Origin of the sequence: Xenorhabdus santafensis (assembly GCF_033949405.1) — a bacterium.
GTDB lineage: Bacteria > Pseudomonadota > Gammaproteobacteria > Enterobacterales > Enterobacteriaceae > Xenorhabdus > Xenorhabdus santafensis.
On the sequence record NZ_VCDN01000038.1, the window covers coordinates 1 to 12,727 of the forward strand.

Genomic DNA, 12,727 nt, shown 5'->3' on the forward strand with positions numbered 1-12,727 from the left:
AAACCGAGGTTTTTCACAAACTCGTTTTTGTTGGGAATATCCGCCCCGTTCTTGGCTTTTTCGAGGGCATTATTGGCGCTTTGGTTGGCCTTGGCGGCCAAATCATACGCCGCTTTGACGGCTTTCGGTGTGGCGGCTTGTGTTTCGCTGTAGCTGTCCACGGCATTACTTAAGACCACAAAGCCTTTTTCCCTTAACGTGGCATCAGGGTGGCGACGGCTTTTTTCATGATCGCTTATCGCATTTTTCACCAACGAATCGGCATACTCCCGCGTTGCCAGTACCACGGACGGATCGATTTTCAACGTCACGGCTTCGGTATGGCTGACTATCAATACCATGCGGATGGTTTGCGTGCGGCCAGACCCTTCTTGTAACTGTGGCTTGTAGGTTTCTGCGCAGTTGCCCACGGCAATTAAAATGCCGTCCTTGTCAAACAAACCGATTTCCCGTATCCACCAACCGCCTTCGCTTTCCGGTATCACCTGCTCGGCAATAATCTGGTTGGTGTTTTTGGGGTCAACACTCAAAACATTAATGGCCGCCCGGCGGCGTTCGTTCACAAGTCGTGTTTGGTTCGTGTCCGGCGTGGGCAAGGTGCCGCCGCCATCCCCACGGCCATGTGGGTAATGTCCAATTTCGTGCCCAGCGCGGCGGCATTTGCCAGTTTGTCCGCCCCTAGCTGAGTGAGCAGGGCGAAGAATTTTGTGGTCATGGGGTGATCCTCATGTTGTCAATCACATGTATCGCCGCGCCGACTACATCAGTGCCGGATACGGTGATTGCTTGCGGTAAATAGGGGTAAACGGTCAACACATCCCCGTCATAGCAGGTTGCGGCGCAATAGACCGAGCCGCCCGTTTCCAATTGAATGGACAGCCCAGCCAAATGACGTGATGCGGGCTTGGCGTCAAAAATCAGCCGTTCCAGTTCAAAATAAGTCTCTTGGGTAATGCCGGTTTCCATCACGCCGATATCCAGCCGGAAGGTGCCGGGCGGGTCTTGATTCTGCCACCATTCCGTGACCCGAATTAAGTAACCAAACGGCTCAACCACGCGACGGATGGCCCCGATGGTGCCCTTGTGCTTGTGCACAAACATCGCCACCTTGATGGCTTCGCGTTTGGTACTTTCCGACCAGTCCATGTCCCAGCGGTCAACCGACCACGCCCACGCCAGATAGGGCAACAATCGCACCGGGCAACGGTCTGGATGCCACAGATCACGGATAGGCACGGGAATATCGGCCAGTGTTGATAAGGCTTCTGCGGCGGCCACTTCCAGCGGGGATGAACCTGTCGGCAGCAGGCGGTTATTCATCTGAGCCCCCCCATGGTGATTTGTGCATGGGTACAGAAACTGGCTTGCGTCTTGCTCAAAATAATGTCTTTTGCGGGTTTTTTCAGTTCAACCCGCTGGACACCGGGCACATGCAGCGCGGCAAAAATGGCACTGCGCACGATATCGCGGCCAAGTCGGTGCTGGGCAGCGGTATAGCGTGCCAGTCGCACGTTGGCATCCTGCAAGATAGGTTCATACTCCGGCGTCGGGTAGAGGTAAAGCACGGCCTCAATGGCATACTCGACAATCTTCGCCGATTGCACGGTCAGGCGATCGGCCACGGGGCGCACGTCCTCATCGTTGAGCGCCCGGCTCACAACCTGAATCAATTCCTCACTGGCGGCGCCGTTCCCGTCACGGGACAAAATACTGACCGTAACATAGGCCGGTGCCGGGCTGATGACGGACGCATCCGCCACCCGGCCGTCGGCACTGAGGGCATGGTATTCATAAGAGGCGACTGGCCCCGCAACACTCAACCCTTCGAATGCCTGCGGGATGCGTACCCGAAAATCGGCGTCGGTTTCCAGTACGGCGGGGACAGGGGGCACGGCCTGATTTTCGGCCGGCTGCAATACCAACCGGCTAACGTTGTTATTGGCGCCCAGTTGGTCGAGATCGGCACCTTGGGCAAAGGCCACCATTGACGCCCGCGCCGCTTCATTGATGCGCTGACGCAATAACAGTTCGCGATAGGCATTTTCCTGCAACAATTTGGTGATGGGTTCCGACTCCAGCGCCAACGTACGGGTAATGGCATCGCGTTGCGCCGGCGGATAAAGGGCAATCAGGGCGGCTTTACGCTCGGCAAACAGGGTTTCAAAATCCAGCGGCTCGACGACATCTGGCGGCGGCAACTGACTTAAATCTATCGTCGGCATCGTGTCACCTCACCGGAATGGACAGGGATAACGGCGCGTCGTTTTGGACATTGACGCCACTGATTTCAACCGACAGCGCCCCTTGGTCGGCATGCTGGTAACGGATGGTTTGCAAGCGGATGCGCGGCTCCCAGCGCAACAGGGCCATGTAGCACGCACTCATGATTTTGAGCCGCAGCGCCGGGTTTTGCGGTTGGTCAATCAGGTTCGGCAACAGGGAACCGTATTCCCGGCGCATGATCCGCGACCCGATGGGCGTCATCAGAATGTCGGCGATACTCTGGCGAATATGGTCGCTGTCTGACAGCGCACGGCCTGTATGGCTGTCCATACCGAGATAATTCATGAAACCGGCCCTCCCGTGGTGCTGTCACCACTGCGCACGCCACTATGGCGGTGCGCATCAACGATAACGCCGTTAGAACTGAACTGGCCGCCGGTATGGGTGATAGTGCCCTGCATCGTGCCGCCTCTTTTTACTTCGAGACTGCCAGTTGTCAGGTGGTGGGTGCAGATCACGGTCGGTGTATCCAACGTAATTTGTTGTCCGGCTGTACAGGTGATTTGCGGTGCGGTGACATGCACTGACACTGCGGCGTTCACAACGGCGGTGTTAATGCCCGTGACGGTTAACGCACTGGTTTGTGGCTCGTATTCCATCACCGCCCCGTCAGGAAAAGTCAGGTGTACCGCCTCCGCCGAGGCTGACGGGGCAGCATGGGCGGCAGAATACAAGGCGCCAACCACAAACGCGGTGGTCAGTTCGCCGCCGATGGCCAGCACCACGACCTGCTCCCCCGGACTGGGTGCCCACCATGTGCGCGACGTGCCGGCACGCTGGGCTGTCCAGCGCAGCCAGTCAGTTTGCAAGCCACTGATGTGCACGCGGCAACGCTGGTTTTGCAGGTCAACGGCGGATACCGTGCCCACACGCACGACATTCATCAGTAATCGGTAAAGTTCGGCCAGTGTCATGGTGCCTCCGCCAAATCGTGATAAATCAGCTCAATCAGTTTTAATTTTTCGTGCTCGCTCAGCCCCAGCAATTCGCGTTGCGGATAGCGCGTCCGCGCCAGTGCGTTGATGCTGCCTTCCAGCCCGTATTGATGCTGTCGGGCAATGGCGGCGGCTTTTCCCTGAAACCCTACGACCGCCGCATCGGCGGATGAGCGCATTTGTAAAAACTTGGCCGTTCTCAGGCGCGGGAACATCGGATCTCGTCGTGACGTGGTTTTGCGGGTTTCGCTGCGGTCTATCGCCAGATAGCGATCAATTTCACTGCGATAAAATGACCGTACCGCGTTTTTATCCTCATCAAAGCCTGTCACCATGCGCCCCCGACGGCCGCGGGTCGCCCGCCAGTTTTTCAGGCTGCGCACGCCCCCGTGATAGATAAACCGGATACTTTGTTGTGATCGCAACACCCGGCGGCGACGCGGGGCATAGCCGGAACCATCGGTATTTTGCTGGCTGCGGATGCGCTTTTGCTGGTCAGTGCGAATCGCCGTGGCCAATTGACGCGCCAACCGACTGCGGTAACCGGGCGTTGTCGTCTTCAGCAGGCGTTGTAATTCGTTTTCCAGTGACAGCAACAGGTGCGATTGACTCATGCGACCCCCTCATCATTTGCCAGCACATCCCAGCCCGCCAGTGACGGTGAGGCCTGCGGCGGTTCGTCAAGATGGGTCAGGCTCAATTGGCCCGCTTCCCGGCTGACGATAACCCGCTCAGACACCGGCAGGGTAAACAGGATGTCCGCCGTGTCGTTATTGAGTAAATCCACTTCAAAGCGAAAGCCGTTTTCGCGGCGGTCAGCATTGAACAACAAATCAGGTTGATGCCGCCGGGCCCATGCCAGGATCGGCAGGCTGAGATTATCGAGCGCATTCGGGTAATCCAGTGCCAGTACCTCCAGTTGGTACTGGTAGAGAAAAGCAGCAGATTTTGTCCCTGTCGCAATCAGGTTGCCCTTGGTGACAAACACTTCCAGCCGATCCGGATTCTGTCTGAAGAAAGGGTCATGACTGACAATCATTTCACGCAATAAATTCGGCTTGAGCATGGTTCACCTTATTGACAGTGTGTTTTGATATAGTCCTGCAACCCCTGCATCATGTGCTCGGAGGTGGCAATGCGATCTCGGAGTAGCCAATAATTTCGGACAGCGGCGTCTGTAGGTCGGGCGGTGGTTGCATCAGCCATGCCGGTGCCGGCGGGGGCGGCGGTTTCAGGCACGGGACATTTGGCCTTGATGTACACCCGCTCAGGATGAGCCAGAGAAGCGGTATGCAAACGTGCAATTTCAGATTTGGCATGCGTCAGCTCCTGAATACGTTTGGCATCTTGCTCAGCGAGATGCCGCAATTGCCCTTGCTGATGGGCAAGCAGGGCGGCTTGTTCGGACAGCGACCGATTCAACGTCGCATTGGCCTGTATTAACCGCCCATTTTCCACATACACGCCATAGAAGGCTTTGACTGACCAACCCAGCAAGGCCACGCCAACCATCACCCCAATCACTTTCACTCTCCACGTCATAGCAATTCAAATGCGCGGGCAATGAGGGCATCGGAATACGGCTGCTGGCCGTTCTCCATCTGGATAATGGCTTTCACCACTTTGCGCATCGTGGGTTCGTTGTCCACATCAATCACCACACTGCTGGCGATGCCCACTTTCCCGCACACGTAGGCGATGTAGCCTTCGGTATCGTTTTCATTGGGCGGCGCCCAGCGGGCAATCATCTGGCGTATCGTGTTATAGCCGTACTTGCGTTCGTAATTGCGCAGAATTTTCAGCATGGCGCGAATGCCCCATTCCGGCGCGATAAATTGGCAAAAATCGGGGTCGGTCTGGGTGTCACGCAACCCTTGCCATTGGTCGCCGTGGCGAATATTGCCCGGATTGTGGTTACGGATACCTTTACTCATGCGGTTTGTCTCCCAAACGTTTATTGATGGCGCGAACGGCAAACTCACGCAGTTTTTCCACGCCGATAAAGCCAATGGCGCCCCCCAGTGCCGGTGATACCGTGCCGGGGATGCCGAACACTTCCAGCCCGCTGGTGATGCCCCATGACAACGCCCCGCACAACAGCGGTTCAACCCAACGGTTGCGGCGCTCTACGCCGTCGTAAATCAGCCGGCCATAGCAAATCAGAACCGCCAGTCCGGCGCCGGAAATCTGTGGCCATGCATTCTTCAGGCCATTTACCATCTCGACCCATAAATCAGGTTGGTCTTTCATTGTCCGTGTCAGTCCCATAATTGAATGATGTCCTGATGGGGCGGTGGGGTGATGTCCGGCAGCACGACCCATTGGCCGGCGGCCAACTGGGTACTCAGGCAGAGACCGGGATTGGCGTCGAGCACCTGCTCTACCACGCCTTGCGTGCGGCCATAGTGACGCCAGCACAGCAAATCCACCGTATCCCCCTGAAATGCCCTGACGCGCATCAGACCAACTCCGCAACCATGCGACTTTTGCCGAGCATGTCCCGGATGGCGTTCTGGCCATCCCGTCGCAGGTCATCAATTTGTGTACTCAGTGCCTCGGCGTGCTTTTCCCCGTCACGTGTCGTGTCAATGTCACGGTAATTTTCAATCAGCAGGGCTTTGGTAAAGCTGTACACCGCATGGTGATAGCGAAACACCTGTGCTGTGGTGTCATTGATGGTCGGTGAGGGCACGGCATCCAGTGAAGCAAAGCCGTGTTGTTCCTGTACCTGCTGCCATGTGGCCAATTGTTGATTGACAGTCAGCACCGCCTCGGTGGTCATGTGCATCAGGCGGGCAGTGGTCACTGCGCCGTTTAAACGCATGGCGTTACGCAGGTCAACCAGCCGTATCACCGGCCAAAAGTCGCCTGATTTCACCTCGGCGCCCCCGTCATTGATATCGACTGGTGAAGCCATTGGGTGGGCTTGTTTGGTGGCCACTAAGCTCATCATTTCCCCTTTTTGAAAGAAAAACGGCGGTGAACGGCATAACAATGCCATCAATACAGAACTGTGATGCCGTGCCGCCGTGGCACGCGGGGTGCATTCGGTTAGCGGGAAGCCTTAGTCTTCGCCGCGGTTGTCTTGGTTTTGCCCTGAGTCGGTTTTTTCCCGGTCTTGGTCGGTGCCGTCTTTGGGGGCGAGGTCGCCGGGTTTTCCTGTCCCTCCGGGGATTTTTTCAGCGCCCGCTTCAGCGTTTCAATGTCTTTTTTCACCCCGATATTGGCAAACAGCAGCAAGGCTTGTTGCATCAGGGACAGGGCGCGCTCTTTGTCGGCCTGTTGTTCGCTGTGGCGCAGGGTATACGCCAGTGCCTTGAACAACTTGGCCCTGACCTGATTCGGCATGTCCAGCGGCTCAACCAATTCGGCCAATTGTTCCAATATGACCAGCGGCACACGCTCAATAGCCGCATCGCCAGCGGAAAGCAGGGGCAATGCCTTGTCACAAATCTCGTCCACCAATAACGTCCCGACCGTGCGACGGTAGCGATCCGGTAACGGCAGGTTATGGCGGATAACATACTCAGCCAACGTCAGCGCGCGCGCATAATCGCCTGTGTCGATGCGCCAAATCATGATATGCGCCAGCACCTCATCCGCCTGTCCGGTATCCGCGGCCAGTACGCCGTCAATCCAACTGTCATAAAAGGGCATCACCTCGCGCTTGTAATCCGCTTTGCGCTCCGTGGATTGCAGATCAGACAAACGGGCCTTATCAATGCGCAGACGGTGTAACATTTGCTCATAGGCCGTCAGCGTTTCCGCCAAAAAATTGTCATCGCCACGGCGGGAGGCCATGACTTGTTGCCAGTGTTCTTGTGCCGGTGTCAGCATCATTCCCCCTCGTGCTGTGCCGGATACACCGGCACGTGCTCAATCAGTTATTCGTTGCTGCCTTCTGCGCCCGCAAAGGAAATATCTTCAATCAGGCAACTCAGGCCGAAATCTTCAATGGCATAGCCGTCATTGCTTTGGGCATAGGTGGCGATGCGGTTGTATTCCGGTTCATTTTTGACGTAACGGTTGTATTTCCCTTTCTGCCAGTAAAGTGACAGGTTTTTCAGGGTGGTGATAAAAATCGCCCCGTCAGGGAAAAACGGCACGCGGAAGACTGGCAACCCGCCCAGCGTGCTGAGCTTCATCAGTTCATTGCCCGCCAGCAGTTCCATGTTGGGGTTCTGCTGACTGTGCTGGTTCAGAATTTTGAAATTCTTCTGCGTCGTCAGGCGTGCGCCAGTGATTGCAATCAAGCCGGGGGCATTTTGGTGCCACGGATCGAGCAATGAGTTCACCGCGTCGTACACCATCGCATCATAATTGCCGTATTGGCCTTTCTTGATGATTTTCCCGTCTTCATCGCGGCTGGTCAGGGTAATGCCCTTCATCACCCGATGCGGGGCGGCGTTGCGCAGATGCTGCAACCAACCAATATTGATGTCCTGTAACAGCGGGTTTTGCTCCCGATCAGACTTCACAGCCACCGACGTGCCGTTAAAGCCAATCATCAAACGGTCATTGGCTTCTTGCTGAACAATTTGCTGGCTGATCAGCTGTTGAAATTCCGGGTGTCCGGCCCACGCATCAATTTGCGTATAGCTGATCGCGGTATCAAAGTTCGTTTGCTCGCAGCGGTAGCGGTTCGCCTTTAAATCATGCACGTCAACCGGTTCCCGGCGCTCGGTGGTTGAGGTATTGCGACTGGCAATCGTGCGACGGATACCGACCCCGACTTTTTCCCCTTCCTGCTCGTTTACCCCGAATGAATTGATTTCTTTCAAAAAGGGGCTGGACTCCATCTTGGCTTTTTCCAGACGCTGCTGAACCGCCGGATCGACCGAGAGCTGAATGCTGTCGCCTTCACGCTTCACCCCGTTTAATTTGCCCTGCTGGTCGAGGTAGGACAGGTATTGTTGACGCCCTTCGTTACTGAGTGACATGGGTAATTTCCTGTAATCAATTAATAATCGGCCAACATCTGGGTTGAACCGTCCGCCTGTGGTCGCTGGGATGATGAGCTGTCCTGCTGGCTGAGCTGGCTTTTCAGCGTGGACAACTCATTTTTCAGTGCCGTGATGTGTTCTGACTGTTTGGTGATTTGTGCTTCCAACGCAGACAGTTTTTGCCCCTGATTGAGGGCTTCACCGCATTTTTCTGCCGTTAACTGCACCATGTCACGCAAGGTATTCAGTTCCGCACTGTGATGTTCGCGGTGCATGCCCAGCGCCTTCTTCACGGACAGCACAAACTTCTCCCCAAGGGATTTATCCGTGGCCGCGTGTTGTTCCGTGCCTGCCAACGATTCAATCATGGTTTCCAATGACGCTGACAAATAGCGATCCCCACTGGCAGGCAGGCCGCGTTCCTGCACACTCAACTTGATTAATTCCGTCCCGACAGCCGCCGGGGTATCCGTCAGCGCAATGCCGGTCAGATAAGCGCTCTGGGTCTCAGGAAAACGCGAATAAAACTCAATGCTGGAAAAAATCTTCTGCCCGCTCTGGTTCAGCCTGATGAGATCCGCGTCTTTCTCTTCATCCAGTTCAACCGTTGCCTCCAGCGCCAGCTTGCCCTGTAACGGGCCGTCTTGAATTTCGTAAGCGCGGGCGGACTGCACCAGCGCAAACTGGCGAAATGTACTGTCCGGGTACGGGCTTTTGATGTGTTCCAGATTTAAACGGGCGGCATACAGACGCGGGTTATAGCTCTCCGCCATCTGTTGAATTTGCTCACGGGTGACGGCAAATCCGTTCAGGGTCATGCCCTCGGTACAGACCGTCAATTTAATGTTTTTTGGCATGGTGCTCTCCAACGCCGTGCTGTTGAGTTGATGCCGTTATCTTCGCAATCCCTTGCGGCTGACTCAAAGCATTGGGTCTGTCGCGGGCGGGCGACAACGGGCAGTCATGGCAGTTCGCGCGCGGGCTGTGGGAAAGTAGCGGCATGATGACGACAGAACACGACCTCCGACAAACCGCCAAAAGTTTATATTGGCAGGCCTACAGCGTTGCGCAGATAGCAAAACGGCTGGGCATCAGTGTGAACACCCTTTATTCATGGCGCCGGCGGGATAAATGGGATGAAGCCAACCCGATTGAACGGGTCAGTGGCGAGCTGCACGTCAAAATCCTGCAGATGCAGGCCAAGGACACGCTGACCCCGCACGACTTTAAAACACTGGATTTTCTTTATCGCCAATTGGAACGCTTCGACAAACTCGACACCAAGAAGGCTGAAAAGAAAAAGGCCAAGACGCCAAAGAACCACTTTAGCGAAGAGCAAATCCGCGACCTGCGGGCGTTGGTGCTGGATTCCCTGTATGAGTACCAGCAACGCTGGTACAAGCAGAAAGAACGCCGTAACCGCATGATCCTGAAATCGCGGCAGATTGGTGCAACATGGTACTTTGCCCGCGAAGCGCTGATCACGGCACTGGAAACCGGCAATAATCAGATATTCCTGTCGGCCAGCCGTTCACAGGCGTACCAGTTCAAGAAGTTTATCCAGATAGTGGCGCGACAGGTCGGGGTTGAACTCAAGGGCGGCGATGAAATTATGCTGTCCAACGGGGCGACACTCTATTTTCTCGGCACGTCGGCCGCCTCCGCGCAGTCCTATACCGGCGATCTCTATTTTGATGAATTTTTCTGGGTCAGCAACTTTATGAACCTGCGTAGAGTGGCGGCCGGGATGGCAACCCATATTGGCCTTCGACGCACCTATTTTTCCACGCCTTCCAGTGAAGAGCATGAGGCTTACCCGTTCTGGACAGGCGAGTTTTTCAATCAGTCCCGTCCCCACAAAAAACAGATTACGATTGATACCCGCCATGAAGCCTTGCAGTCCGGCGCGTTGTGTGGGGATAACATCTGGCGACAAATTGTCACTATCCATGATGCCCTTGACTTGGGGCTGGATCGGGTCGATTTGGCCGAAATCGAGAGTGAAAATAGCCCGGCGGATTTTGACAACCTGTACCGCTGCCACTTTGTGAAAAAGGGAGAGCGGGCCTTTGATTACAACGAATTGATCCGCTGCGGGGTTGACGGCTATAACGAAGACGTCTGGCCAGACTGGAAACCCTACGCCTTATGGCCATTGGGTCATAAGCCTGTCCATATCGGGGCTGACCCCACCGGCACCGGCGGCAACGGGGACGGACTGGGGCTGGCCGTACTGGCACCGCCGTCGATCAAAGGAGGCAAGTGGCGGGTGATTGAAGCGCTGCAATTTCGCGGCATGGCCTTTGAAAAACAGGCCGAGGAAATCCGCAAGCTGACCGAACGCTATCACGTGCAAAGCATCACCATTGACGGCACCGGCGGCACCGGTGAAGCCGTACACGAACTGGTCTGCCACTTCTTCCCGGCTGCAACTTTATTGAAATATTCCGCGCCGCTTAAGCGCATGCTGGTCATGAAAGCCCAAATGCTGATCCGTGCCGGGCGGCTTGAATATGACGCCGGCATGCAACAGGTGGCCACCTCGTTTATGTCCATCAAGAAAGTTATTACCCAAGGCGGTGTCGTGACCTATGCCGCTGACCGCGTGCGCGGCATTGATCACGGTGATATCGCATGGTCAGTGATGAATGTCCTTCATGATGAACCGATAGCCAGTGATGCCGGCGGGCACGAATCCTTTGTGACGGAGTTTTAAATATATGCACACTTTTTTGCCGGCTGAATCCCAGCCTGACATGACGAACACAGCGAACCTTCCTGACGGCGCGGCCCAGTGCGCGGCGTTTACCTTTGACAACCCCACGCCGATTATCTCCGGCTGGGATTTGTTGGATTGCATGGAGTGCGCCAAAAATGGCCGCTGGTATGAAACCCCGATTGATTTTTTCGGGCTGGCGCGGGCGTTTTCGTCAGCGGTCTATCATCAGTCACCTCTGTATTTTAAACGCAATGTCATCATGAGCTGCTTTCAACCGCACCCGCTGCTATCCCGGCGGGACATGGCCGCCTATGTACTGGATTATCTGGTCTTTGGTAATGCCTATCTGGAACGACGTACCCATCGGCTGGGCGGCTTGCTGGCCCTGAAACATGCCCCGGCCAAATACACCCGACGAGGCGAACAGGCCGGTCAATACTGGTTTGTTGAAAGCTGGCTCAAGGAATTTGAGTTTAGGCCAAACAGCATCTTTCATCTGATCAACCCCGATATCCATCAGGAAATTTACGGCTTGCCGGAATATCTGGCGGGGCTGCTGTCGGCCAACCTGAATCGCTCCGCAACGGCGTTTCGCATGAACTACTACGATAACGGCAGCCATGCCGGGGTCATTGTCTACCTGACCGACCCGCTCACGGACACCAAGGGCGTGGAGAACCTGAAAAACGCCCTGCAAAAATCCCGCCGGGATGGGGCGTTTAAGAACCTGTTTGTGTATGCGGCCAAAGGCAAGAAAGACGGCTTGCAAATCCTGCCGTTCAGCCAAATCAGTGCCAAGGATGAATTCAGCAACGTCAAGGAAGCGACCCGCGACGATCTGCTGGCCATGCATCGGGTGCCGCCGCAACTGATGAGCGTGATGCCATCGGGCAATGGCAACTACGGGGACGTTGAGAAAGCGGCGAAAGTGTTTGCCATCAATGAACTCAATCCGATTATGGAAAGCCTGAAATCCGTCAATGACTGGGCAGGGGAGGAAGTGGTGCGTTTTGCTCCCTATGCCTTGCTGGATGCCCTGACCGGTACGTCATAACACCATCAAATCCACATCCGCCAAGCCTGCATCGCCGATTAGTGTCATTCAATCGCGCGGTGCGGGTTTTTCTTCGTTAACCGTTTCCATCCTGACTCACACGCCAAACGGGCGGCTGCGTGCTGTTTACCGTGGTATGAAAACCTCTTTTGTGATGGTCGCCATTCTTCCCGGAAAGCTGACCGATCATCACCCGTTGCGCGCGCTTGCTCCCCCGCCTCGCCCGCACACAAAAGGGGGGCGTTTTTGTGCAGTTATGCAGGGGCAGGGAAACCTTATCCGTGCTGGTCTTGCGTGGGGCTAGAATGTCAAGAAAAACTGTGCAAATTTGTGAGGAATTGTCTGGTGTTTTTTGGCAAAAACATGGTATTAAAATGGAGAGTTCGATTGACAGTTATATTTCGGTTGACATTTTTTCAGATATTATTTTTATTTTAATCATATCTGTCATGAGGAGTATTTATGTCTGGGCCAATTACCGTTCATGACCGCATCAGAAATTTTGTTAATAAGGAAAAGACTGAGGGAAGGCACTGGATACAAGGCTATCATGGGCTTGTTTTGGCTTACGATGGCTCTACAACCTTTGGAATCTCTGGCCGTAGTTTGTCTCTTCCTTGTTTGTACGTATTATTTGATATGCGTAGCTTCATAAAAAATATTGCTTATCATCCTGTTTCAGGCCCGCCGCTGATGTTATATGAAAACTCCAATTGGAATAACGCCAATTTAGCAACTATTCCCCCTGATATGCGTGACATCGCTAGAATAAGGGTATTCGACAGTTGGTAGC

Annotated in this window: 17 protein-coding genes and 2 pseudogenes; 3 read left to right on the top strand and 16 right to left on the bottom strand. The window is 54.9% G+C overall.

Going from position 1 to position 12,727, the window contains the following annotated elements; genetic code table 11:
• From FE392_RS10005 to FE392_RS10080, 16 genes and pseudogenes are all read right to left on the bottom strand, one after another.
• Window positions 1-715: pseudogene (locus FE392_RS10005) on the bottom strand (phage tail protein); the annotation flags it as partial.
• The gene (locus FE392_RS10010) at window positions 712-1,320 is read right to left on the bottom strand and encodes a phage tail protein I (protein WP_319930084.1); all 609 of its coding nucleotides are present in this window, start codon (window positions 1,318-1,320) and stop codon (window positions 712-714) included. The gene FE392_RS10010 and the pseudogene FE392_RS10005, both read right to left, overlap by 4 nt.
• The gene (locus FE392_RS10015; RefSeq protein WP_319930085.1) at window positions 1,317-2,222 is read right to left on the bottom strand and encodes a baseplate assembly protein; all 906 of its coding nucleotides are present in this window, start codon (window positions 2,220-2,222) and stop codon (window positions 1,317-1,319) included. Before FE392_RS10015 ends, FE392_RS10010 begins: the two co-directional genes overlap by 4 nt.
• A gap of 4 nt (window positions 2,223-2,226) precedes the next feature.
• A complete protein-coding gene (locus FE392_RS10020; RefSeq protein WP_319930086.1) occupies window positions 2,227-2,568 on the bottom strand; it encodes a GPW/gp25 family protein in 342 nt (113 codons plus the stop codon).
• Window positions 2,565-3,197 carry a phage baseplate assembly protein V gene (locus FE392_RS10025; protein WP_319930087.1) on the bottom strand — a complete coding sequence of 211 codons (633 nt, stop codon included), beginning with the start codon at window positions 3,195-3,197 and terminating at the stop codon, window positions 2,565-2,567. Before FE392_RS10025 ends, FE392_RS10020 begins: the two co-directional genes overlap by 4 nt.
• A complete protein-coding gene (locus FE392_RS10030) occupies window positions 3,194-3,643 on the bottom strand; it encodes a phage virion morphogenesis protein (RefSeq protein WP_319930147.1) in 450 nt (149 codons plus the stop codon). Before FE392_RS10030 ends, FE392_RS10025 begins: the two co-directional genes overlap by 4 nt.
• 45 nt (window positions 3,644-3,688) lie before the next feature.
• Window positions 3,689-3,832: pseudogene (locus tag FE392_RS10035) on the bottom strand (phage virion morphogenesis protein); the annotation flags it as partial.
• Window positions 3,829-4,284, bottom strand: a complete 456-nt coding sequence (locus FE392_RS10040; protein WP_319930088.1) for a phage tail protein — start codon at window positions 4,282-4,284, stop codon at window positions 3,829-3,831. The pseudogene FE392_RS10035 and the gene FE392_RS10040, both read right to left, overlap by 4 nt.
• 8 nt (window positions 4,285-4,292) lie before the next feature.
• Window positions 4,293-4,760 (bottom strand): lysis protein, encoded by a 468-nt coding sequence (locus tag FE392_RS10045; RefSeq protein WP_319930089.1) that lies wholly within the window; start codon window positions 4,758-4,760, stop codon window positions 4,293-4,295.
• The gene (locus FE392_RS10050; protein WP_319930090.1) at window positions 4,757-5,152 is read right to left on the bottom strand and encodes a structural protein; all 396 of its coding nucleotides are present in this window, start codon (window positions 5,150-5,152) and stop codon (window positions 4,757-4,759) included. Before FE392_RS10050 ends, FE392_RS10045 begins: the two co-directional genes overlap by 4 nt.
• A complete protein-coding gene (locus FE392_RS10055) occupies window positions 5,145-5,468 on the bottom strand; it encodes a phage holin, lambda family (protein WP_319930148.1) in 324 nt (107 codons plus the stop codon). Before FE392_RS10055 ends, FE392_RS10050 begins: the two co-directional genes overlap by 8 nt.
• Before the next feature lie 8 nt (window positions 5,469-5,476).
• Window positions 5,477-5,677 carry a tail protein X gene (locus FE392_RS10060; protein WP_319930091.1) on the bottom strand — a complete coding sequence of 67 codons (201 nt, stop codon included), beginning with the start codon at window positions 5,675-5,677 and terminating at the stop codon, window positions 5,477-5,479.
• Window positions 5,677-6,168, bottom strand: a complete 492-nt coding sequence (locus FE392_RS10065) for a head completion/stabilization protein (protein WP_319930092.1) — start codon at window positions 6,166-6,168, stop codon at window positions 5,677-5,679. The genes FE392_RS10060 and FE392_RS10065 overlap by 1 nt, the downstream gene beginning before the upstream one ends.
• A gap of 101 nt (window positions 6,169-6,269) precedes the next feature.
• Window positions 6,270-7,058, bottom strand: a complete 789-nt coding sequence (gene gpM / locus FE392_RS10070) for a phage terminase small subunit (protein WP_319930093.1) — start codon at window positions 7,056-7,058, stop codon at window positions 6,270-6,272.
• A 44-nt stretch (window positions 7,059-7,102) separates the two neighbouring features.
• On the bottom strand, window positions 7,103-8,158 hold the full coding sequence (locus FE392_RS10075) for a phage major capsid protein, P2 family (RefSeq protein WP_319930094.1): 1,056 nt from the start codon (window positions 8,156-8,158) through the stop codon (window positions 7,103-7,105).
• A 20-nt stretch (window positions 8,159-8,178) separates the two neighbouring features.
• Complete coding sequence (locus FE392_RS10080) at window positions 8,179-9,018, bottom strand: GPO family capsid scaffolding protein (RefSeq protein WP_319930095.1); 840 nt, start codon at window positions 9,016-9,018, stop codon at window positions 8,179-8,181.
• A 143-nt stretch (window positions 9,019-9,161) separates the two neighbouring features.
• Here FE392_RS10080 and FE392_RS10085 point away from each other — a divergent pair, with 143 nt between their 5' ends.
• The 3 genes from FE392_RS10085 (at window position 9,162) to FE392_RS10095 (ending at window position 12,726) form a co-directional block, all read left to right on the top strand.
• Window positions 9,162-10,877 (top strand): terminase large subunit domain-containing protein, encoded by a 1,716-nt coding sequence (locus FE392_RS10085; RefSeq protein WP_319930096.1) that lies wholly within the window; start codon window positions 9,162-9,164, stop codon window positions 10,875-10,877.
• A 40-nt stretch (window positions 10,878-10,917) separates the two neighbouring features.
• Window positions 10,918-11,934 carry a phage portal protein gene (locus FE392_RS10090; protein ID WP_319930149.1) on the top strand — a complete coding sequence of 339 codons (1,017 nt, stop codon included), beginning with the start codon at window positions 10,918-10,920 and terminating at the stop codon, window positions 11,932-11,934.
• 462 nt (window positions 11,935-12,396) lie between these two features.
• Window positions 12,397-12,726 (top strand): hypothetical protein, encoded by a 330-nt coding sequence (locus FE392_RS10095; RefSeq protein WP_319930097.1) that lies wholly within the window; start codon window positions 12,397-12,399, stop codon window positions 12,724-12,726.
• Window position 12,727: the final 1 nt, after the last annotated feature.

Coding starts and splice junctions, on each gene's coding strand:
- FE392_RS10010 (WP_319930084.1), bottom strand. CDS start 1,320: ATGAATAACCGCCTGCTGCCGACAGGTTCATCCCCGCTGGAAGTGGCC.
- FE392_RS10015 (WP_319930085.1), bottom strand. CDS start 2,222: ATGCCGACGATAGATTTAAGTCAGTTGCCGCCGCCAGATGTCGTCGAG.
- FE392_RS10020 (WP_319930086.1), bottom strand. CDS start 2,568: ATGAATTATCTCGGTATGGACAGCCATACAGGCCGTGCGCTGTCAGAC.
- FE392_RS10025 (WP_319930087.1), bottom strand. CDS start 3,197: ATGACACTGGCCGAACTTTACCGATTACTGATGAATGTCGTGCGTGTG.
- FE392_RS10040 (WP_319930088.1), bottom strand. CDS start 4,284: ATGCTCAAGCCGAATTTATTGCGTGAAATGATTGTCAGTCATGACCCT.
- FE392_RS10045 (WP_319930089.1), bottom strand. CDS start 4,760: ATGACGTGGAGAGTGAAAGTGATTGGGGTGATGGTTGGCGTGGCCTTG.
- FE392_RS10050 (WP_319930090.1), bottom strand. CDS start 5,152: ATGAGTAAAGGTATCCGTAACCACAATCCGGGCAATATTCGCCACGGC.
- FE392_RS10055 (WP_319930148.1), bottom strand. CDS start 5,468: ATGAAAGACCAACCTGATTTATGGGTCGAGATGGTAAATGGCCTGAAG.
- FE392_RS10060 (WP_319930091.1), bottom strand. CDS start 5,677: ATGCGCGTCAGGGCATTTCAGGGGGATACGGTGGATTTGCTGTGCTGG.
- FE392_RS10065 (WP_319930092.1), bottom strand. CDS start 6,168: ATGAGCTTAGTGGCCACCAAACAAGCCCACCCAATGGCTTCACCAGTC.
- gpM (WP_319930093.1), bottom strand. CDS start 7,058: ATGATGCTGACACCGGCACAAGAACACTGGCAACAAGTCATGGCCTCC.
- FE392_RS10075 (WP_319930094.1), bottom strand. CDS start 8,158: ATGTCACTCAGTAACGAAGGGCGTCAACAATACCTGTCCTACCTCGAC.
- FE392_RS10080 (WP_319930095.1), bottom strand. CDS start 9,018: ATGCCAAAAAACATTAAATTGACGGTCTGTACCGAGGGCATGACCCTG.
- FE392_RS10085 (WP_319930096.1), top strand. CDS start 9,162: ATGATGACGACAGAACACGACCTCCGACAAACCGCCAAAAGTTTATAT.
- FE392_RS10090 (WP_319930149.1), top strand. CDS start 10,918: ATGACGAACACAGCGAACCTTCCTGACGGCGCGGCCCAGTGCGCGGCG.
- FE392_RS10095 (WP_319930097.1), top strand. CDS start 12,397: ATGTCTGGGCCAATTACCGTTCATGACCGCATCAGAAATTTTGTTAAT.